The sequence below is a fragment of the Nitrospirota bacterium genome (assembly GCA_023229435.1).
GTDB lineage: Bacteria > Nitrospirota > UBA9217 > UBA9217 > UBA9217 > JALNZF01.
On record JALNZF010000041.1, the window covers coordinates 1 to 20353 of the forward strand.

The following is a 20353-nucleotide window of genomic DNA, read 5'->3' on the forward strand; positions in this document are numbered from 1 at the left end:
AACAGAATGAAACTACGGCAATTGTATGGATGTTGCTGACTGCGGAAAAACATCGACGAGATAATTTCATTTTTTCGTCACAGGGTGGGTTTTTTCACTTGACAGGGAGCCTTCAAATGGGTGACCCCAAATGATTCCGTGTCGGTGAAAAGCGTGGAAGCTACTATGTCCTGGCGGAAAGAAAATGAGCCATGTTTGAGACATATGAGACATCCCGCTCTATGCTCTGCATCACGAGACAGTCTTTCAAGTTATGGGACAATTATGGGACATATGAGACATGAAGGCCCGCAGGTTGGCCTGAATGTTCTTCGAAAAACCGAAGCGTTAACTGAGAACCTGTTGGGCAAGGTGAGTCGTTTTGCCCAACCTACGCGACTCGCGGAACTGCCGCATTAGGAAATAACATGCCAGAGACCATCCTCATAGTAGACGATGATGAGAGCGTGCGGAACAATCTCGCCGACGTGATGCAGGTCGAGGGATACGAGGTCGTGACCGTTGCGTCGGCGCGGTGGATTGGCGATCAAAAGCCGCTGGAGGTCCCTGAATGCGATCTCCACTGAGCCCGGAACTTTTAAGCAGTTTGGCCCATCCAAATCATTTCCTTTAAGGAGTGTTTTCATGAACAGATTGTATTCAGTCGCCATTCTCGCGATATTCGTTCTGCACGCCGCAACGGCCGCTGCGGACAGCAGGAGTAGACTCCAGGCGGCGGGCGACATCATTACCGACCTTTTGCCGCTGGCGGCGTTAGGGACCGCGTATTTCAAGGGCGACAGCGACGGGGGAAAGCAGTGGCTGCGCGACACGGTGCTCCATGAGGTCCTCTATACCGGCCTTGTCCTCGGCTTCAACGAAACCAGCCTTGGTAAGCGGCCGAACGGCGGTCCCTACAGTTTTCCGTCCGGACACGCCGGCTTCGTGTTTGCGCAGGCCGGATTCCTGCAGGAGCGCTACGGCTGGAGGTATGGCGCGCCGGCCCTGTTGCTGGCAGCTACCGTGAGCTATATCCGTGTCGACATACGCAAGCATCACTGGCGCGATGTCATCGCCGGCGGTGCGCTGGGCTACGGCTGCGCCTGGCTCACGGTAACTCCCCTGAATGCGATCCATCTGGCGCCGATCATTGGGCCGGACTGGCTGGGTATTCGTTATGAGCGATCATTCTGAGCAGTCGGGATAGCAATGGAGGACTTACGTTGGATTATAAATTTCTTGCTGGGTTTAAACGCACCTCTTATTATCATTCGCTCGGTCGTGCTTCATGTATGATATGAGATATATCGAAAGGAAGAACAGTGCCTAATAAGCGGCTCAAGACCGACGCGCAAAAACGCGCGTCTTAGCCGATCCCGTGAGAATGAGCCATGCCTGAATCCAAAACCGCACGTCTCACTCGCGCAAGGAACCCTATGCCCGCATTCATTCGTGGCTTCGTGGCTTTGTGTGAGAATAAAATCTTTTGATTTTAAAAATCGTCGTTGAGTTATACTTTCCCTCTTTGTGCCCCTGTGTGAGAAAAACATGACCGACCAATTCATATCCCTCTCCTCGTGGCCCCAGGCGATCATGCATATCGACGCCGACGCCTTTTTTGCCTCCTGCGAGCAGGCGATCCATCCCGAGCTCAAAGGGAGGCCGGTGATCTGCGGCAAAGAGCGCGGCATCGTAGCCGCAGCGAGCTATGAGGCCAAGGCGCGCGGCGTGCAGCGCGGGGTCCGGCTCTCCGACGTGAAGAAGATCTGTCCCGATGCCGTGATCCTGCCATCGGACTACGAGACCTACAGTCTTTTTTCCATTCGCATGTTCGAGATCCTTCGACGGTTCTCCCCCGACGTGGAGGAATATTCAATCGACGAGGCCTTCGTGGACCTGTCCGGACTCAGGCGGAGCTATCATGGCTCGTATGAAATGATCGCCAATACGATGCGCAAGACTATCGAGACGGAGATGGGGATCACCGTATCGGCCGGGGTAAGCCTTTCCAAGGTCCTTGCCAAGATCGGATCAAAGCACAATAAGCCGAACGGCCTCACCATGATCCCGGGAAGGGACATTCATCGTTATCTGGAGAAACTGCCTGTTGAAAAGGTCTGGGGCATAGGGGCGAACACGGCGGCATTTCTGAAAAAGCACGGGATCACGACCGCTTTAGAGTTCGCAAAAAAAGACGAGGACTTCGTAAAAAAACATCTGTCAAAGCCCTATCAGGAGATCTGGAACGAACTGAACGGCAGGAGCGTGTACCCTGTCACCACGGAGACAAAAAGCAGCTACCAGTCGATAAGCAAGGCCAGGACCTTTACGCCGCCATCCATGGACGAGGGGTTTGTCTTTGCCCAACTCTCCAAGAACCTGGAAAATGCCTGCATCAAGGCGAGGAGATACAAGCTTGCGGCCGCGCGGATCATCGTGTTCCTCAGAAATCAGGATTTTACGAGCGAGGGAGTGGAGATCAAGCTGAGCCGGCCTACTGCCTATCCCGTGGAGCTGTTCGGGCTCCTGCGCCAGGGCTTTGGGCAGGTGTTCCAATCCCGGACCTTATACCGTCAGACAGGGGTCGTGCTTTCCGGCCTGGTCGCGGAGAACGGGGTCCAGTTCGGCCTTTTCGATGACACAACAAAGATCGAGAAGATGGCCAGGGTCTACAGCGTTGTTGACGAGCTCTCGGCAAAGTACGGAAAGCATACCATTCAGCACGCGGCGAGCCTGTTGACGAAGCTCCAGGCACAGCATGAGGGAGAGCGGGGCGATGTTCCAATAAGACGAGCGGACCTGTTCAAAGGTGAAACCAGGCGGCAGCGGCTGGGGCTGCCCTTGCTGCATGTGAAGGTGTGAGGTTCAGGGTTCAGGGTTCAGGGTTCAGGGTTCAGGGTTCAGGGTCTTCTTCAAATCATTAAATCATTCGATCTTCATGACTTCCAACCTTGAACCGTGAACCCGGAACTTTGAACCCGTGTTGTTCGTCAGGGTTTCACCTGCTCGATAAATCTCCCCCGATAGGTGGCATGACCCTCGCATTTTTCAAATATGAACTGGCAGATCCTGGTGCCCGGATATAACGCCAACGGTCCATATCCCATATTTACTATTTCCAGTACCTGATGGTTGGAGATGCCGGGATGCATAAAACCAGCGGTAACATGAACCGTCAGTCCAAAACGCGCGAATCTGCTTCTCCCTTCAAGCCGGCCGGATATGTTGTCGGCAAGAGTTACCTTTTCTTTCGTGATCCCCAGGATCATCTCGCCCGGCTTGATAACGATATGATCGCCGTCTTTCACATGAACAACCCTGGTTATGTCCTGAAAATGAGAATCATTTTTTACGTGATAGATCTTTGATTGCTTTTTAAAAACCCTGAAATCATTACCGAGAGAAAGATCGATCGAACCGGGTCCGATCTGCGATTTGTCGAGCGGTTCGACCTTGATCGATCCATTTTTTAAAGCTTTAATGATTTCTTTCCCGATCAATACACTCATGGTATTTTAGCCCCTTTTTGAAACTGTTCCACAAATGCCATCAGCCCGGCTTGTCATTCTGAGCGCAGCGAAGAATCTTGTTTTCAGCGCCTCAGGATAAACTCCGCGAAGAATCCTGCTTTTTACCGGCAGCTTCCCCCCCCCTCACCCCAACCCTCTCCCTCGGAGGGGAGAGGGAGCACTTCGTAGCCCCTCCCTCGACGGGAGGGGTTGGGGAGGGTGATAGTCAGGCATAGACCGGGATGTATTTTTTTTTGAAAGGCGCACGCCCAGCCGCATTATTTCACCAGATCGCCATACTCGCCGGGCTTGCGGTTCTTGAGGAATCCCCAGGTCTCCGTGGCGGCGGCGCGTTCCGCGAGGTCGATATCGGCAAGAACGATCGCTTCCTTGCCGCCGGCAAGCTCGGATGCCATCTCGCCCCAGGGATCCACGCAGAAGCTCCTGCCGTAGAACGAGACGCCGTCCTCCTGCCCCACACGGTTGACCCGGAAGATGAACATATTGTTGGCAAAGGCGTTGGCGCATATGGCCCGTTCCCAGAGGTTGTGCGTATTGAGCGACGAGGCTGTCGGCGCGAACACGACCTCGGCGCCCTTGAGCGCGAGGACCCGGCTGCCCTCGGGGAAAAGATTGTCCCAGCAGATCTGGACGCCGATCCTGCCCTGCGACGTCTCGAACACGGGGATCCCGGAGTCTCCGTTGGAAAAGTAGAATTGTTCGCGATAGAAGGGAATATTCGGAAGGTGCAGTTTGCGGTAGATGCCGAGCTGTTTGCCGCAATCAAAGACCGCCGCGCTGTTGAAGTATTTTCCGCTGACGGATTCGAAGAACGGGACAATGAGCACGGCCCCGGTCTTCTCGGAAACCTGTTGGAACCGGCCGAGGGTCCCGCCCAGCGAGCTGAGTGCCCATGAGAAGTGAGCCTGGTTTTCCTTTTTCGGGAACCAGGTGTTCAGGAACAGTTCGGGATAGCAGATGACCCTGGCGTCCTTTTCAGCCGCCACCTCGGCCATTTCCACGGCGCGCTGGATGTTCCTTTCAACGTCCGGACCAGCGCTGATCTGTATACCGGCTATTCGCATGGAACATTCCCTCTGACGCGATCGTATCAAAATACCTGCGGCAAACTAATGGTGCCGAAGCAAGTTAATTGAACTTATAAAAAGTCTAAATATTGTATATTCCGTCATTCCCGTGCAAACGGGAATCCAGTATTTTTTTATATATCCCTGACCCCTGGATACCCGCTTTCGCGGGTATGACGACTTCTTACGAAACCATCGAGCCTTACTTTTGCATCGGCACGAGCTTTTCCGCTTTTATGATCGGCTTCCCCGTGCTCCCAAAAATCACTTTGCCCTGGACAACAATGCGCTCGCCTTGCGACTTATCGGGAGAAGACCCGGTCGGCATGCGTCCGGTGACATAGATGCAGCCTGTTTCATCCTCCAGGATCCAATCGCTTCTCGTAAGCATTGTGGAGGATGCGCATTTACCGGTCCAGCCCCGATTAATTCCCTGCACCGTGACATCCTTGCCCTCAAAGCTCCGGGTATCATCAAGTATCCGCTTTATCGTGATATTGGTTTCCTTGCCCGCAACTTCCTTAGAGGGGGCATGCGCCCCCGAGGCCTGTGCGCCATTTATCGCCGTGCATAAAAAAAACAATACGCAACTCATCAATAGAGATGTCAGCCTTTGCAAAGAGTATTGCATCAGTATTTTCTCCCTGTGGTTGCCGGTCTAAAATAACCGGAAACCTTTCTTGTATTGAATGATCATTTGCGACCGCTTGTTCAGTTCCAGCGGGTTCGATCCGCTCACAATCTGAGTCATGTCCGAATCTTTCGTTATGTAAAACGGCACCCACCAGTCGGAATAGTTGTTCAGATCCGCGATCGAGGTGAGCGGTTGGTTTGTCCATGGGCTTGAAAGGTCCAACGACACCGGAGCAGACGTTGCTTCATGCCAGTTACTGTCTCCAAGAGAAGCAGGATCGTATAAATAGATATGAACCTTTGCCTTAGTACATGTCGCCCCGTCAGCATAATAATTGACCAGGAAGTAGTATTCCCCGGCTAACACCTGTTCGTTGGCAAGGTAATATTCTTCAGACTTCCCTGAGGCAGCGGAGTCTGCCGAGAAAAATCCATTCGGGCTGGTCTGTCCCATCCAGGGTGCAAAAAGGTCCCCGGTTCCACTCGGTGTTGGTTCGAATACATAGAGATCAACATCAGCGTTGCAAGACTGGTCGCTCACATTGGTCCAGACAATTTTAATGCCAAAATTACCCGGCTTGTATATTGCTGTTCCTCCGCCGGCACCGCTGATAAGCGTTTCCAGGTATGATCCCCAGGTCCCCGATGCAGCTGCCCGGCTGGTCTTGTTACTGGCAAGAAGCGAATAACTGCCAAGATCAGCAGTGTTGGTTTCACTTGCCAGAGGAAGGTATACAGCAAGACCAGCGGAATTCGCCATGTCCGTTCCGTTCGTCTGATTGGCGATAACCATGGAGGTGAGGGCAGTCTTAACCTCAGCGGCGGCGGTTTTCACTGCGGGTCCGGCAGCGCTGGTCGCCAGATAGTCACACAAGTCTCCAAGATCATGGTTAGCCTCATAGGCATAGTCCAGTCTGATCGTGCGGGCCGTTGTCATTACACCGGAGCTGGCAGCATCGCTCTTCAGTGCCGTGCCGAGCGCAAGCAACTTCATGTCGAGCGCGTCAAGCTTCGACATATCCACGGCTGACTTTGTGGTCCCGCCACGGTCATTGGTTGTATAGAACGCGTCATATTTGGTCACGATCGTGCTCGAGAGGTCCCGACTGCTCATTGAGGGGTTCGCGGCAAGGGCGGCGAGGATCGTATCATAGGGGTCCCCCTCGCCCGGCTCGGTCTGCTCTGAAAAGACCATATAGTCGGTCAATCCCTTGAACTCATAGGCCACTTCGTACATAGCCATGAGGCAGGCGTCAAAGTTGATGATGTCAAAATGGACGCCGGAATCTGCGACTCCCTTTGCCAGATCGGGCAGGCTCATGAATGTCCCGCTCGTTTCATCCTGGACCGCGCCTCTCGCAGGACTGGAAAACTTTTTCGTTTTCCAGCCGGCGCCGTGGTCCCAGACCACGAGGGCATAATGCTCCGCCGGATACGTGTCTTTCGCCCAGTTGATAAAGGCCTTCAACGTGGCCGGATTTGCCATATCAACGTTGCCGATGCTGTCGCCTTGCGTACTCACGTTATTCGGATCACTGTCTTGCTGGACCAGGATCCGGTACGTGTCTGACGGAGCGCCTGCCGTATACCTCGGGCTTAACTCCACCTGCACCGCAATTGCGACATTGTCCGAAGATCCGACCGTTTCCATTTCATTCAGGTCGGCTACAGCGGCATCCGACAGGTTGTTATCCCCGCCGATATAGACCATATAGGTCCACTTGCGTGAGCCGGCAGTGCCGTTATCTCCTCCTCCGCCGCTGCTGCATGACAACAACGACATAAACAAGGCCACTAAGATCAGGCAAGCAATTTGCGCGTTAGAACGTTTCATGGTTTCTCTCCTTTTTAACCAATAATAAGACTACAGAATCTGTTTTACGATCTCTTCAAGCCCCTTACGATTCCTCGCGGGCGGGTCTTCGTCAGGCACGCCGACCGGCAACAGGGCGGCAATAAAGGTATCCTTGTCGTAGTCCAGCAACTTTTCGAATGCCTCCTGCGCCACGAGCGGGCCGGTCATCCAGCAGGAACCGTAGCCGAGCGCATGACTTGCGAGCAGCATGTTCTGGATGGCGGCGGAAACACTCTGCAAACCAGGCAGGGGCCGGAGCCGCAGGATGTCCCCGGCTGAATATCCCATCCTGGCAAGCAGACGGTCCGTTCCCGCGCTGTATTTTCCCATGAACACGGCGATCACGACCGGGGCATTCTCAAAAAAAGTATAAAAGCTGCTCTTGTACGCGGCAAGCCGCTGGGCCTGTTTCTCGTCCTCGGCATACGGGAGCATCCGGTCGACCATCTCCCGCGCCGCATCAGCCATCTTCCCCAGAAGCGCCCTGTCCCTGATGACGACAAACCGCCACGGCTGGGTGTTGTTCGCCGAGGGCGCGCGTCTGCCTGCGTCGAGGATCGTATTTACATCCTCATCAGGCACCGGCGTCCGCTTGAATTTGCGGATGCTTTTTCTTCCCTGTATTGCGTCGAACAATTCCATGATCTTACTCTCCGCACTCCGAACTCCCCACTCCGAACTTATTACACCATCCCCGCCAAATCCCGGATCAGCTTTTCCGAGTCCTTCCATCCCAGGCACGGGTCGGTGATGGACTTGCCATACACGTTCTCCGTCACCTTCTGCGCGCCTTCTTCGATGAAGCTCTCGATCATGAAGCCCCTGATCAGGTCCCTGAGTATGGACGAATGCCGTCGGCTCTGCATCACTTCCATGGCGATCCGGGGCTGTTCGGCAAACTTCTTGTCGGAGTTCGCGTGGTTCGTGTCCACAATGATCGCGGGATTGGTGAGTCCGCGCTTTTGATAGGACTCGGCGAAGGTATGGAGGTCCTCATAATGATAATTCGGCACCGCGAGGCCATGATGGTCCACCGCGCCCCGAAGCACGGCGTGCGTGAGCGGATTGCCGGATGTCTTCACTTCCCAGCGGTTGTAGCTGAATACATGGGGCGCCTGGGCGGCCTGGATGGAATTGAGCGTCACCTCCATATCGCCCGACGTCGGGTTCTTCATGCCCACGGGAATATCGAGGCCGCTGCACGTCAAACGGTGCGCCTGGTTCTCGACCGAACGGGCGCCCACGGCAACATAGCTCAGGACATCCTCAAGGTAGGGATAGTTGCCGGGGTAGAGCATCTCGTCGGCGGCGGGAAGATGGGACTCCTTGATCGCGCGCAGGTGCATCTTCCTGATCGCCTTGATGCCCTCCACGATATTCGGCTTTTCCTGGAGCTTCGGCTGGTGTGCCATGCCCTTGTACCCGATCCCGGTCGTGCGCGGCTTGTTGGTGTAGATGCGCGGGATGATGATGATCCTGTCTTTCACCTCGTCCTGGACCTTTGCCAGCCGCGCGATATAATCGCACACCGCGTCCTCATCATGTGCCGAACACGGCCCGATGATCAGGATCAGTTTGTTGTTTTCGCGGACAAGCGCCGCCTTGATGTCCTGGTCGCGTTTTTTCTTGATCTCCGCCAGTTCCGGGGAAAGCGGCATCGACGCAAGGATATTCTGGGGCTGCGGTATTTCTTGAATATATTCAAAGCTCATATCCGATTCATCCCTTCTCTGCGCAATACGTTTTGAATGTGCGTGTGTGGCATGCAGTATAAAATCCAACACCGAGTAAGTCAAGCCAAAAAACGTAAAAAGCCCCCTTCATCAGCATCAGCATCCCTTGCCGCCGTGATCAACAAAAAACATCTGGCCTTTTTTGCCGTAATATTGTATAAATCTTGCCATGGCAAAGAAAGTATGGGAAAAAGTCAAAAGCGGCAAGTTCGACCGCTCCGTCATCATCGGGATCATCATTGCCGTGCTCGTGATCGCGCTCACGCTCTGGGGCCCGCTCCGCAAGTTCAGGGTTGCGGAAGAAAAGAAGCCCGTTATACAAGCACAGAAGCAGGAACCGCTCCAGAAAAAAACCGCGAAGAAAAGCAAGAAAGACAAAAAAGAAACGAAAAAACATTCTGAAAGCCTGGTTGCAGGGTCTTATGAAAGAACGGTCCCCGTGGCCATTGTGATCGATGATCTGGGTCAGGATGTAAAACAGGCGAAAGAGGTCCTCGCGCTGTCCGGAAAGATCACCCTCGCTGTTTTGCCGGGACTTGCGCAATCAACAAGTATTGCCGAGCTGGCAAAGCAGTCCGGCCGTGAAGTCCTTCTCCATCTGCCCATGGAGCCATTGAAGAACCACGAAAAAACGCAATCTCCCGGCACCCTGAGCGCGAATATGACTCCCATGGCGTTCATGAACACCGTGAGCGAAGATCTGGTATCGGTACCCGGAGCTGTCGGTGTTAACAACCATGAAGGCTCGGCGCTCACGGAAAACAAGGAAGCCATGAAATTCCTGATGGCGGAGCTCAAGGCCCGGAACCTATTCTTCCTCGACAGCTTCACCAACCCCAAGAGCGTGGCCTACGCGACAGCCATCGAGTTTGGCATGAAAGCCGCCAAGCGGGATGTGTTCCTTGATAACGAGGGCGACAATCCCGCTTATATTAGAAAGCAGCTTGATGAGCTGGTAGACATCGCGCGAAAGCATGGCAAGGCCATCGGCATCGGGCATCCGCATCCGGCCACACTCAGCGAACTCAGGAAGTGGCTTGCCGAGATCGGCGCCCAGGGGATCGAGATCGTGCCGGTGTCGAGGCTGATGCAGTAGAACAACAGGGTTCAGGGTTCAGGGTTCAGGGTTCAGGGTTCAGGGGATGCGTTTACGCGTTTTTCCTGCACCCTGATTACTGGCCCCTGACCCCTCTTGCAATACTTCCCCGTTCATCCATCATTATGCTAACCCTCGGAATAGAGACCTCATGCGATGAAACCGCGGCCGCCGTGCTTCAGGACGAAAAGGTCCTGTCGAACATCGTCTCCTCGCAGATCGAAATCCATAAAAAATTCGGCGGTGTGGTCCCCGAGCTGGCATCGCGGGAGCACCTCAGGAACCTCATGCCCATCATCCGCGAGGCGCTGGCCTCCGCTTCGGTTACGCTCACGGACATCAACCTTATAGCGGTCACGTACACGCCCGGCCTTATCGGCGCGCTGCTCGTGGGAGTGTCCGCTGCCAAGGCCATCGCCTATGCGCGCGGCATCCCCTTCATCGGCGTGCACCACGGTGAAGGCCACATCCTCGCCGCGCACATCGAGTATCCCGGCATCGGTTACCCCTATATCGCCCTGCTCGTGTCGGGTGGACATACAGCGATCTACCACGTCAAGAACCTTGGCGAATACCGGCTCCTCGGCCAAACGCGTGACGATGCTGCGGGCGAGGCATATGATAAGGTGGCAAAGCTGCTGGGCCTCGAATACCCCGGCGGTCCGGTGCTCGACAAACTTGCACAGGAGGGAAATCCCGAAGCAGTAAAATTTCCGCGAGGCCGTCTGGAAGGTTACGACTTCAGCTTCAGCGGCCTCAAGACCGCGGTCAGAAACCACCTTGCCCTCTTTCGGAGCAAGGACAAGGGACTCGACCCGGGCCTGAACATCAGGGACATGGCGGCCAGCTTCCAGGCTGCTGTCGTGGACACGCTCGTTGACAAGACCCTGCAAGCGGCGACCGGGACAGGCGTGGACAAGATCGTGGTTGCCGGCGGCGTGGCCGCGAACAGTCTGCTCAGGCAAAGAATGGCGGATGAAGCGGCGAAGCACGGCATCACACTCTATCTCCCGGCCATGGGCCTCTGCATCGACAACGCGGCCATGATCGCCCTCGCGGGATATCTCCACTACCGACGCGGCGAGACCTCAAGCCTTGACCTGAACCCCCGCCCCAGCATGCCTTTATAAGGTTTTACGGTGAGGACGGATCTGCAAAATTGAACGAGGGAATTACGGAATGATCTGGAAATGCGGAGTGTGCTTCGGACGATAGATGGTAAAATCATGACGATCGAGGGTGAATATGGTCTTCGCCTTATGCATCTCGGATATCACAACAACGGATGCATCCGCGAAATCCATCGGCTTGTCGGCGTATTTTTCCATCAGTTCCCGTATGCGGGAGTAGCGCTCTTCGGGAATATCCTCAATGCGTACGCCGCCGGACAGGATGAAATCCCAAAGTTCAGACTGGCCTTTCCGCCAGCCCCCGAGCATATAGAATGCCTCCGTGAGCACTGGCCACGTGGTTACCGGAGGCGCCTGGAGTGCCTTCATGGCCGCATAGCATACCTCATGTTGCTCTTCCGAATCATCAAACAGAGCCACAAGCGGGCCGGTATCTACGATGACCATCTCTTGCGCATCCCCTCAAATTTCTCTTTCAGTATTTCCTTCCCCTTGGCCACCCGTTGACCATGGCCGCTGCCACCGGACTTATGAATCGCCTGATATATCTCCCACGGCGTCCGTTGCTTTTTTTCCACGATCTTCACGCAATACTCCCGGATGGATTCACGCACCAGTGCTGATTTTGTGACCCCGGCGTATTCGGCGGCCTTCTTCAGCAGGGCCTCGGTTTCCTTATCAAGACGCGTACTAGTCGGCATAATACCCTCCTGTCCTACATTATGTAGGACGATACGCCGGATGTCAACTGTTTTTTACACCGTTTTTTTAAACCGTGTCATGCCTGCTCCCTAAACCATAAAACGTATCGTATGGTGCAATCTGCATAATTGCGCCCGCTTTGATGCACTTACTCCACATAATTATCTCCATATTTTCAAAATAGTTCTTGCTATTCCTTCATAATACTGTATTATGCACGTCGACTGTTTAACATTGCGGCAGGATTTGACTGAAGTACACACACACGTCACCATCTCTCTGCCCTTCATATCATCGATCTCTAACCCCCCTTGTTTTCAGCTCCCACTCTGAAATCACAGCAGCACCTATGGTTGGCGAACGATGTAGTTATGCCGGTCATATTTGTGCTGGCGTCGTCTCCGCTCTCAGGGATACCTTTGTGCCCCTGCGGCCTGCACGCAAACCCTTAACGGGATTTCTGTTTCCGGAATGAATAGAACTTCATTCCGACGTAAGAGATCAAAGGAGTATCATGTCTTTTTCAAAATTGCAGCTCATCGAACCGATCCTCAAAGCAATAAAACTGTGCGGCTACACCACGCCCACGCCCATCCAGGAGCAGGCCATTCCCAAGGCCCTGGCAGGTCAGGACCTGATCGCCACGGCCCAGACCGGGACCGGCAAGACCGCGGCCTTCGTAATGCCCGCGCTCCAGCTTCTCAGCGTGCCTTCAAAGTCCACGGGAAGGTCCAAAGGCCCCCGCGTGCTCGTGCTGACGCCCACGCGCGAACTGGCCAACCAGGTGACCGCTGCCGTGAGCACGTATGGTAAATTCATGCGCATCCGGAGCGGTGTGATCCTCGGCGGCATGCCCTACTTCGAACAGCAGAGGCTGTTATCGCAGCCCGTGGACATCATCGTCGCCACTCCCGGACGTCTCATGGACCATATGGAACGGGGACGCATTGACTTTTCCCGCCTTGAGCTTCTGATCCTTGACGAAGCCGACCGCATGCTCGATATGGGTTTCAGCGAGGCAGTGGACACCATCGCCGCGGCCACGCCGGAATCACGCCAGACGCTCATGTTCACGGCCACCATGGATAACACCATGGCAAAGCTGGCCCAGCGCCTGCTCAAAAACCCGATACGGGTCGAGATCGTTGGGAAGAAAACCACGCTTGAAACGATCGAACAGCGTCTTCACGCGGCCGACGATATGCAGCATAAGAACCGCCTGCTCAAACACCTGATCTCCGACACCGGCATGACCAGGGCTATCATTTTTTCCGGCACCAAACGGAACGCCGATCAGCTGGCGAACGAACTGCACGCCCAGGGCCATTCAGCCGCGGCGCTGCACGGCGACATGAGCCAGAACGCCCGCAACCGCACCATCATGAACATGAAGCGCGGAAAGATCCGGCTGCTTGTGGCAACGGACGTTGCCGCGCGCGGGCTCGACGTCATCGGCATCACCCATATCATCAATTACGACCTTCCTAAGAACGCCGAGGATTACGTGCACCGCATCGGCCGCACCGGGCGGGCAGGAGCAACGGGCATCGCCATCTCCTTTGCTTCGTCCCGGGAAGTAGACTCACTGCGCAGCATCGAACGCTACATCGGACAAAGCATCCCGCAGATGGTTATCGCGGGACTGGAGCCGGCGCGCCCCTTGCGCCGCTCGAGCAGTGGAAGCAGCAGCCCGGCGCCGTCATCGGGAAAACGCTGGCAGGGCGCCTCAGCAGGAAAACGATACGGGCAGAACGCCGCACCGAGAACCCCTTTCGGTTCGAAACCTGCTCGTCGGTCGGATTCTGATGGAAGATTCTCCAGGGACGAGAGGAAGAGCGTAAAGCAGGATGGCGGAAAATTCGGAGATTTCCGCAAATCCAAATTTAGCAGTCAGAGCCGGTGGGCATAAGCAGAAATCCGGGAACAAAGAATAGGAACAAAAAAGGCGGTGAGCAATCACCGCCTTTTTTTATTTTTTGTAACTACTCAGGTCGGTTGCGGAGCGTAGTCGCAATAAGAGCACGACTGCAGGATCCGGCGGCGGTCCTCCGAAAATCCTGGCGGCGCGAGCGAAGCGGAAGCGCCGCGAATGCTGTTCGTGCCGGGGTCGGAAAACCTGTCCTGAGCTTGTCGAAGGATCGATGTCCCCCAGCGCTCCTTGCGACAACGCGAAGTAACTGACCTGAGTAATTACATTTTATTAAAAACTGTTCAGCGACCCGGATTACGCGGCCGGCTCGGCTTAAACGTCCGTGTGCCGAAAGAACGTGGTGCAGCTCCATGCGGTTTTGCCCCCGGCTGTGCCGGTTTATGGACCGCGGCGGTGCGGACCCCTGCAGGCTTCGCCGCGGAATGCTCCCTGCGGCGCTGAGGTTCGCGCGGCGGGCGTGCAAACTCGGCATCGCGGGCCGGCGCCGCTTTTCTGTAATCAAAGTCCTTCAGGATCCGTCGTTCGATCTTGTCGCCAAGCACACGCTCGATGCTCTTGACCAGGGGCTCGTCTTCACGGGTGATAAAGGTGAAGGCATCACCGGTCTTCGCGGCCCGGCCGGTGCGGCCGATCCGGTGCGTGTAGGCGTCCGCGGTGTCGGGAATGTCATAGTTGATGACATGGGATATGCTCGAAACATCGATGCCGCGGGCCGCGATATCGGTTGCCACAAGGATCTGGTACGAACCGTCCCTGAACCCGTCGAGCGCCGCCTGGCGCTTGTTCTGCGACAGGTTGCCCTGGAGCGATGCGGCCTTGTAGCCTGCCTTTTCGAGCTGCTGCCCGATGCGCTTGGCCCGGTGCTTCGTCCGCGTAAAGATCAGAATGGATTCCGTATCCGTGTGCTTGAGGATCTCCATGAGAAGCGCTGTTTTGAGATGCTGCTCGACCGGATAGAGCGCGTGTGATACCGTGTTCGCCGGCGCGGCATGGCCGATCTGCACCGTGACCGGGTCATGCTGGACTTCGCGCACCAGTTTCCGGATGTCATCGGGCATCGTGGCCGAGAACAACAGGGTCTGGCGTTTGGCCGGCACCTGCTTGATGATCCTTCGGATATCGGGCAGGAAACCCATGTCGAACATGCGGTCCGCCTCGTCCAGCACGAGCACTTCCACATGCGACAGGTCGATCGTTTTCTGGTTGAGGTGGTCAAGCAAACGTCCGGGGCAGGCCACGACGATCTCGACGCCGGCGCGCAGTTTCTGGATCTGGGGGTTCACGCCAACGCCGCCGTAAATGGTGGCGCTGCGCAATTTCGTGTCGCGGCCGAGCGCTACGATGGACACGTGGGTCTGCTCGGCAAGCTCCCGCGTGGGAGCAATGATCAGGGCGCGGACACGGCCGCGCGGGCCAGGCAGCAGGCGCTGAAGGATCGGCAGCACAAAAGCGGCCGTCTTCCCGGTCCCGGTCTGCGCCAGGCCCATGACATCGCGCCCCTCCAGTACCGGCGGAATCGCCTGGTCCTGAATAGGGGTTGGGGTAGTATAGCCGAGCGCCTTGATACCTGCCGCGATGCTCGGATGGAACTTGAATATTTGGAATTTCACTGTGGCTCCTTATCGTAAGGCCATTGCGCCTTTGTGGTACATCTATCCCTTGTCCTCGTTTGTCTCATCTAGAGCAATAAAAAAAGCCCCGAATCGCTCCGGGGCTTTTGGAGTTGTTAGATAAATTTTTTTAGAGGTTTCTTAGGCCTTGGCTACATTCGCCGCCTGAAGACCCTTGGGGCCCTTCACGACTTCGAAGGTCACCTTGTCACCCTCGTTCAGGGACTTGAAACCGTCGCCCGAAATCGCCGAAAAGTGCACAAATACATCTTCACCGTTCTCCTGCGTGATGAATCCAAACCCCTTGCTGTTGTTGAACCACTTCACTACACCGTTTGCCATTTCTGTTTCTCCTCTGCTTCTCAATTAAAATTTTCCGGGAATTCTCCGCGGATACGTAAGAATACCGTTTTCCCCTTATTATGTCAAGCTGATAATTGAAAAAAAACATACCATAGGAAAATAGTTGATATCCTGGGAAAAGGCGGTTCAATTTGCCGTTTTTCCCTTTTGAGGCATACCCCGTGACTTCCTTGTTTCCTTATACGACTTTGCCTGATGCATGAACGCCTCGATCCGGGTGAGGGTCTGGGAATCGCCCTGTCCTTCGTAGGCGATATTCAGGAGGGGAATGTTATCGTGTTCTTCCCGCACGCGTTTGAGCACAGCGCTCGCGATGGTGCCAGGCATGCACGTGAAGGGCATCACGTTCACGATGCCCGAGACGCCCCGGTTGATGTAATCGATGGCCTTGCCCACGGACAGCACGGCCTCTCCCTCGAAGGAATGGTGGATGTAGGGCGCGGCGCGGCGCAGGGTCTGTTCTATGCTCGGTTCGTGCAGGCTCCGGAGATTCCCATTGAAACCGCTCAGGAGCCGGCGTTCGTCCCTGCGCTGGACCATTCCGGTCAGGTGAGCCTTGAGCAGGGCATTCCATGACCGGTTTCTCGTTGCCGACACCTTGGCCGTCGCGTTCACGTACAGGATCCACTCGGAGATCGGTGCGACCCAGGCCTCGCCGCCAAGCCGCTCGATCTGCCGTACCACGTCCTCGTTGCTGAACCGGTTGGAGCGAATATAGATCTCGCCCACCACGCCGATGACCGGCCTGGTGCGCTCGGCGATCTCGATGGCGGAGAAGTCCTCATAGACATCACGCAGCACGGGGACCAGGTCCGCCCTCCGCTCGATGGCAGCGCTCACCGCGTTCAGCGCGTTTTGATAGACGCGGTCCGTCTGTCCCTTCCGCTTTTCGTACGGCCGGTATTCCCAGAGCGCCTTCTGCAGCATGTCCACGGCAAACACGCCCCGCCAGAACAGCAGCACAAAATTCCTGTCGAGCGCGTGGAAGTCGCTGTGGACCGACTCGTCCTGCATGGGCGAGAGGATATCCACGCGATCGAGTCCCAGGTTGTCGAGCACCTGCCGGTGGTAGCGGTGATATTGTCCAAAGCGGCAGGGTCCTCTTCCCGAAGGCATGAAGAAGGCGCTTCTGTCCGGATCGAAGCCCGGCCTTCGTATCGCCCTTACCATATCGCCGGTGGTGAGCGCAAGGGGATAGCACTCGCGGCCCGAACTGTGTTTTCTGCCGATCCGCACCGTCTCGTCATCCGAATCGGGCAGCACCTCGGTATCCACGCCGCAGGCCCGGAACGCGGCGGAGAGGGCATGCGCGTGGTCGGTCATGGGCGGGAAATAGACCTTTTTCGTGCGTATCGTTCCCGTGCTCCTGCTTCGGACCGAGAACGGCCCGCGCGGTTTGCTCTGCCCCGCGTTGTTAAGGCTGTCCAGGAACGCCTCGATCCTCGTAATCGCCCCGGCATCGGCGCTGTGCTCATCGATCTCGAGTTGGAGAAAGGGTTTGCCTGCCATCTCATCCCTGAAGAAGTGCGTGATGAACGAATCCGGTCCGCACCCGAAGTTCGTGATATAGAGGGGGTAGAGGTTCGGATGTTCCCTGATGATCCTCCCCGCAGCCATGATCTTCTGCCCCGACAACCAGTACATGTTCTCGAGGCCGGTGCTGTCCACGCTGTGGAGAGGAAGAAAATCCATGGGGATGGCCTGTATGCCCAAATCCCGTATCTTGGACGGCAGGTTCAGGTTCAGGCCGGGGTCGCAGGTGTTATAGCTCCGGCCAACAAGCACGACCGCCTTTTCTCCGGGCTTGATCGCGGAAAGGACGGCACGGCCGCGCTCCTCAACGGCATGAAGGAATTTTTCCTGTGCCTGAAGGGCGGCCCGCTGCGCCTTCTTTACCGCTGCCCTGCCCTTGCCGAGCGATGCACCCAGCATCTGCATGCTCCTGCTGAAATGACGCGCATCCTGTAGGTACAGGACCGGTTCGATCGCCTTGATGTCACCGATGCGGACCGATGATCTGGCGATATACGGTAACGCCTGGGCATAGGGACAGGCCTGTGCGTTTTTGTCCTGGTCCCCGGAGGCGGGAAGCCGGATAAAGCTCGGCAGGAACAGGACGTCCACTTTTTTATCAATAAGGTCCTGAATGTGTCCGAGCGCGACCTTGGCGGGAAAGCAGGTCTCGGCAACGGTGGCCTCGAGCGCCCGGTTGATCAGCGTCCGGTTCGTGCGATCCGACAGCACCACGCGGTAGCCAAGCTCGGCAAAGAAGGTCTGAAAGAACGGCAGGAAATCGTTCACATACAGCATCCGCGGAATGCCGATGCTCGGCGCATCATCAGCAAGCTGATGATGCGTGGTCGCGGCGATGAGCAGGTCCTCCCGCTCCGCGAACAGGTCCGGCGCCGCGCCGGAAGACGTCTTTTTTTTCTTTACGTCATACTTCTCGCACCGGCTGCCGTAAAAGAGCGGTTTCTCTCCGTCAAAGAGCACCCTGCGGATATTACAGCGGTTCGGGCACTCGGCGCACTCGAAGGTCGTGACACGGTAATCACGCTTGCTCAGGTCAAAACCCTTGAAGGTACTTGTCCCCGAGCGTTCGCGCATGGCAAGGATGGCCGCGCCGATCGCGCCGGTAACCTCGTAGTGCGGCGGGACCGTGATAGGCCTGTTCGTGATCGCCTCAAAGGCCGATACGACGGCCCTGTTCGCGGCAACTCCGCCCTGGAAGAAGATGCGGTCCCCGACGCGCTTGCCGGCCACCACTTTGTTGAGATAGTTGTAGACAATGGAATACGCGAGCCCGGCGGTAAGCTCTTCCACGCCCGAGCCGGTGTTCATGGAGTGTACCAGATCGGACTCCATGAACACGGTGCATCGCTCGCCGAACCTGCAGGGCGATAGTGCCTTGAAAGCCATGTCTTGAAACTCCTGCTTGATGCTTATGCCGAGCCGCTCTGCCTGCTCCTCAAGGAATGAACCCGTGCCCGCGGCGCAGGCCTTGTTCATTTCGAAGTCAACCACCGCCCCGTCACGGAGGCTGATATATTTCGAGTCCTGTCCGCCGATCTCGAAGATAGTGTCCACCGTGGGATCGATGGCCGCGGCGGCGGTCGCCTGGGCCGTGATCTCGTTCCTGACCACGTCGGCGCCGATCATGTCTCCCGTTAAATACCTGCCTGAACCCGTGGCGCCCGCCCCGAGGATCTTCACCCGCGCGCCTATTTCCTCGCCCACTTCCGCAAGACCCTGTTTGACGGCTTCGATCGGCCTGCCTGCCGTGGGCAGATAGCGTTTGGACAGCACACGCAGGTGCTTATCGATCACGACCACATTGGTCGAGACGGACCCCACATCCACTCCCAGATAGACCTCGATCAGCCCGTCCGCGTCTGGTGATGCATCACAGTCCGGATTCGGCATGATGCCGCGGGGATCGGCGAGAGGGGCCACGCCGGAAGGCGCGCTCTTTTCTCCTGAGGAGAGGTAGGCGGCAAGCGCGGACACTCCGCGGTACAACTCAGGATGACCGGACTGTTCCATGACCATGAGCCCTGCGCCTATCGCACCCGAGGTATAAAAGTGCTCGGGTACACACAGATCGGATTCCGACAGGGCGAGTACCTCGCGGAAGGCCCTGCGCATGCCGAGGTTCGCGGCCACACCGCCCAGAAACAAAAGAGGCGTAAGGAACTTTTTGCCCTTGCCCACGGTGGCCTTGAAGTTTCTGGCCATGGCAAAACAGAGCCCGGCCACAATATCGTAATCCGGAGTGGCGCTCTGCTGGAGGTGGATCATGTCGCTCTTGGCGAAAACGCTGCACCGGCCCGCGACACGCGGCGGCGTCTTGGATTTGAGGGCGATGGCGCTGAACTCTTCGATGGTGAAGTGAAGGCGTGACGCCTGCTGATCGAGAAATGAGCCCGTGCCCGCTGCGCAGGCCGCGTTCATGGAAAAGTCTTCGATCCTGACCCCCGGGGAGACCGCATCGCGGGCAAGGGTGATGAGCTTCGCGTCCTCTCCGCCCATCTCGATGATGGTGCGCGCATCAGGATGATAATGTCCGGCAAAGGCGGACTGGGCGAGTATCTCGTTGATGAACAAGGCCCCCAGGGTCCCGGCAACCTGTTTGCCGCCGCTGCCGGTAATGCCGGCGGCGATGATGCTGCTTTCGGGGAATTTTGACGTGAGGGTCTGAAGCTCGTCCTTGAGAGACCTGAGCGGGTCGCCCTTGATACGGGTGTAGGACTCGGAGAGAAGCGTCTTGTCGCTGTCGAAGAGTGCGGTCTTGATGGTCACCGAACCGATATCGATGCCGAGGAAGAGGTCTTTTTGCATGAGCCTTTCCTTGAGAGGTCATTAACCGGGTTCAACGTTCCCGGACTTCGACGAGACTTCGACGAGCTCAGTCGAGTCGCTCAGTCGAGTCGTTCATGGTTCAAGGTTGGAAAAACCTTGAAGACCGAACAATTTGAAGAACAGACATCGCTGAACGAATTTCAGCATAATGATATGTTCAAAGACTTCGGCGCGATCAGTCGAGCCGTTCCGGCGTTGTTGGTTTATCCTAAACCATGAACCTTGAACCGTGAACCTGACAACCTGCGTAGTTACCTTTATGGATATTGTGGGGGCCATCTCCGGTGTTCCATCGAGTGAACGCTGGACGATCTCTAACGGGGAAGATCGGAATAGTATGGTTTTATTATAGTAAGAACCGGGACG

18 protein-coding genes are annotated in these 20353 nt (G+C 56.2%); 6 read left to right on the forward strand and 12 right to left on the reverse strand.

What is annotated here, in order from left to right; translation table 11 throughout:
• Positions 1-407 precede the first annotated feature (407 nt).
• The 3 genes from M0R70_15945 (at position 408) to M0R70_15955 (ending at position 2841) form a co-directional block, all read left to right on the forward strand.
• Positions 408-566 carry a hypothetical protein gene (locus M0R70_15945; GenBank protein MCK9420849.1) on the forward strand — a complete coding sequence of 53 codons (159 nt, stop codon included), beginning with the start codon at positions 408-410 and terminating at the stop codon, positions 564-566.
• Between the two features lie 58 nt (positions 567-624).
• The gene (locus M0R70_15950; protein ID MCK9420850.1) at positions 625-1173 is read left to right on the forward strand and encodes a phosphatase PAP2 family protein; all 549 of its coding nucleotides are present in this window, start codon (positions 625-627) and stop codon (positions 1171-1173) included.
• A gap of 354 nt (positions 1174-1527) precedes the next feature.
• Positions 1528-2841 (forward strand): DNA polymerase IV, encoded by a 1314-nt coding sequence (locus M0R70_15955; protein MCK9420851.1) that lies wholly within the window; start codon positions 1528-1530, stop codon positions 2839-2841.
• Positions 2842-2969: 128 nt separating this feature from the next.
• Here the strand turns inward: M0R70_15955 and dcd are convergent, their stop codons facing one another.
• From dcd to M0R70_15985, 6 genes are all read right to left on the reverse strand, one after another.
• The gene (gene dcd, locus M0R70_15960; GenBank protein MCK9420852.1) at positions 2970-3488 is read right to left on the reverse strand and encodes a dCTP deaminase; all 519 of its coding nucleotides are present in this window, start codon (positions 3486-3488) and stop codon (positions 2970-2972) included.
• A gap of 278 nt (positions 3489-3766) precedes the next feature.
• Positions 3767-4573, reverse strand: coding sequence for an N-carbamoylputrescine amidase (locus tag M0R70_15965; protein MCK9420853.1), 807 nt, complete (start codon positions 4571-4573; stop codon positions 3767-3769).
• Between the two features lie 205 nt (positions 4574-4778).
• On the reverse strand, positions 4779-5159 hold the full coding sequence (locus tag M0R70_15970) for a hypothetical protein (GenBank protein ID MCK9420854.1): 381 nt from the start codon (positions 5157-5159) through the stop codon (positions 4779-4781).
• A gap of 75 nt (positions 5160-5234) precedes the next feature.
• Entirely contained in the window at positions 5235-7043 is a 1809-nt protein-coding gene (locus tag M0R70_15975) for a clostripain-related cysteine peptidase (protein MCK9420855.1), read from the reverse strand.
• Positions 7044-7073: 30 nt separating this feature from the next.
• Positions 7074-7706 carry a nitroreductase family protein gene (locus M0R70_15980; protein ID MCK9420856.1) on the reverse strand — a complete coding sequence of 211 codons (633 nt, stop codon included), beginning with the start codon at positions 7704-7706 and terminating at the stop codon, positions 7074-7076.
• A gap of 41 nt (positions 7707-7747) precedes the next feature.
• On the reverse strand, positions 7748-8776 hold the full coding sequence (locus tag M0R70_15985) for a 3-deoxy-7-phosphoheptulonate synthase (protein MCK9420857.1): 1029 nt from the start codon (positions 8774-8776) through the stop codon (positions 7748-7750).
• A gap of 190 nt (positions 8777-8966) precedes the next feature.
• Between M0R70_15985 and M0R70_15990 the strand changes: the two genes are divergently transcribed.
• Together M0R70_15990 and tsaD are read left to right on the forward strand one after the other, a co-directional pair.
• Positions 8967-9893, forward strand: coding sequence for a divergent polysaccharide deacetylase family protein (locus M0R70_15990; GenBank protein ID MCK9420858.1), 927 nt, complete (start codon positions 8967-8969; stop codon positions 9891-9893).
• Positions 9894-10018: 125 nt separating this feature from the next.
• Complete coding sequence (gene tsaD, locus M0R70_15995; protein MCK9420859.1) at positions 10019-11023, forward strand: tRNA (adenosine(37)-N6)-threonylcarbamoyltransferase complex transferase subunit TsaD; 1005 nt, start codon at positions 10019-10021, stop codon at positions 11021-11023.
• Positions 11024-11065: 42 nt separating this feature from the next.
• Here the strand turns inward: tsaD and M0R70_16000 are convergent, their stop codons facing one another.
• Together M0R70_16000 and M0R70_16005 are read right to left on the reverse strand one after the other, a co-directional pair.
• Positions 11066-11470 carry a PIN domain-containing protein gene (locus M0R70_16000; protein MCK9420860.1) on the reverse strand — a complete coding sequence of 135 codons (405 nt, stop codon included), beginning with the start codon at positions 11468-11470 and terminating at the stop codon, positions 11066-11068.
• A complete protein-coding gene (locus M0R70_16005; protein MCK9420861.1) occupies positions 11458-11724 on the reverse strand; it encodes a ribbon-helix-helix domain-containing protein in 267 nt (88 codons plus the stop codon). The genes M0R70_16000 and M0R70_16005 overlap by 13 nt, the downstream gene beginning before the upstream one ends.
• Before the next feature lie 515 nt (positions 11725-12239).
• Between M0R70_16005 and M0R70_16010 the strand changes: the two genes are divergently transcribed.
• The gene (locus M0R70_16010; GenBank protein MCK9420862.1) at positions 12240-13634 is read left to right on the forward strand and encodes a DEAD/DEAH box helicase; all 1395 of its coding nucleotides are present in this window, start codon (positions 12240-12242) and stop codon (positions 13632-13634) included.
• A 302-nt stretch (positions 13635-13936) separates the two neighbouring features.
• On the opposite strand, the gene M0R70_16015 is transcribed toward M0R70_16010, so the two are convergent.
• The 4 genes from M0R70_16015 to M0R70_16030 form a co-directional block, all read right to left on the reverse strand.
• Positions 13937-15265: a DEAD/DEAH box helicase gene (locus M0R70_16015; protein ID MCK9420863.1), complete on the reverse strand. Its 1329-nt coding sequence runs from the start codon at positions 15263-15265 to the stop codon at positions 13937-13939.
• A gap of 141 nt (positions 15266-15406) precedes the next feature.
• Positions 15407-15607 carry a cold-shock protein gene (locus tag M0R70_16020; protein MCK9420864.1) on the reverse strand — a complete coding sequence of 67 codons (201 nt, stop codon included), beginning with the start codon at positions 15605-15607 and terminating at the stop codon, positions 15407-15409.
• 147 nt (positions 15608-15754) lie between these two features.
• Complete coding sequence (locus M0R70_16025; protein MCK9420865.1) at positions 15755-19966, reverse strand: acyl-CoA dehydratase activase; 4212 nt, start codon at positions 19964-19966, stop codon at positions 15755-15757.
• Positions 19967-20059: 93 nt separating this feature from the next.
• Positions 20060-20353, reverse strand: a 294-nt coding sequence (locus tag M0R70_16030; protein ID MCK9420866.1) for a hypothetical protein, incomplete at its 5' end; no start/stop codon positions are given.

Bases quoted from the DNA above. Each gene is read 5' to 3' on its own strand.
- M0R70_15945 (MCK9420849.1), top strand. From the start codon at position 408: ATGCCAGAGACCATCCTCATAGTAGACGATGATGAGAGCGTGCGGAAC.
- M0R70_15950 (MCK9420850.1), top strand. From the start codon at position 625: ATGAACAGATTGTATTCAGTCGCCATTCTCGCGATATTCGTTCTGCAC.
- M0R70_15955 (MCK9420851.1), top strand. From the start codon at position 1,528: ATGACCGACCAATTCATATCCCTCTCCTCGTGGCCCCAGGCGATCATG.
- dcd (MCK9420852.1), bottom strand. From the start codon at position 3,488: ATGAGTGTATTGATCGGGAAAGAAATCATTAAAGCTTTAAAAAATGGA.
- M0R70_15965 (MCK9420853.1), bottom strand. From the start codon at position 4,573: ATGCGAATAGCCGGTATACAGATCAGCGCTGGTCCGGACGTTGAAAGG.
- M0R70_15975 (MCK9420855.1), bottom strand. From the start codon at position 7,043: ATGAAACGTTCTAACGCGCAAATTGCTTGCCTGATCTTAGTGGCCTTG.
- M0R70_15980 (MCK9420856.1), bottom strand. From the start codon at position 7,706: ATGGAATTGTTCGACGCAATACAGGGAAGAAAAAGCATCCGCAAATTC.
- M0R70_15985 (MCK9420857.1), bottom strand. From the start codon at position 8,776: ATGAGCTTTGAATATATTCAAGAAATACCGCAGCCCCAGAATATCCTT.
- M0R70_15990 (MCK9420858.1), top strand. From the start codon at position 8,967: ATGGCAAAGAAAGTATGGGAAAAAGTCAAAAGCGGCAAGTTCGACCGC.
- tsaD (MCK9420859.1), top strand. From the start codon at position 10,019: ATGCTAACCCTCGGAATAGAGACCTCATGCGATGAAACCGCGGCCGCC.
- M0R70_16000 (MCK9420860.1), bottom strand. From the start codon at position 11,470: ATGGTCATCGTAGATACCGGCCCGCTTGTGGCTCTGTTTGATGATTCG.
- M0R70_16005 (MCK9420861.1), bottom strand. From the start codon at position 11,724: ATGCCGACTAGTACGCGTCTTGATAAGGAAACCGAGGCCCTGCTGAAG.
- M0R70_16010 (MCK9420862.1), top strand. From the start codon at position 12,240: ATGTCTTTTTCAAAATTGCAGCTCATCGAACCGATCCTCAAAGCAATA.
- M0R70_16020 (MCK9420864.1), bottom strand. From the start codon at position 15,607: ATGGCAAACGGTGTAGTGAAGTGGTTCAACAACAGCAAGGGGTTTGGA.
- M0R70_16025 (MCK9420865.1), bottom strand. From the start codon at position 19,966: ATGCAAAAAGACCTCTTCCTCGGCATCGATATCGGTTCGGTGACCATC.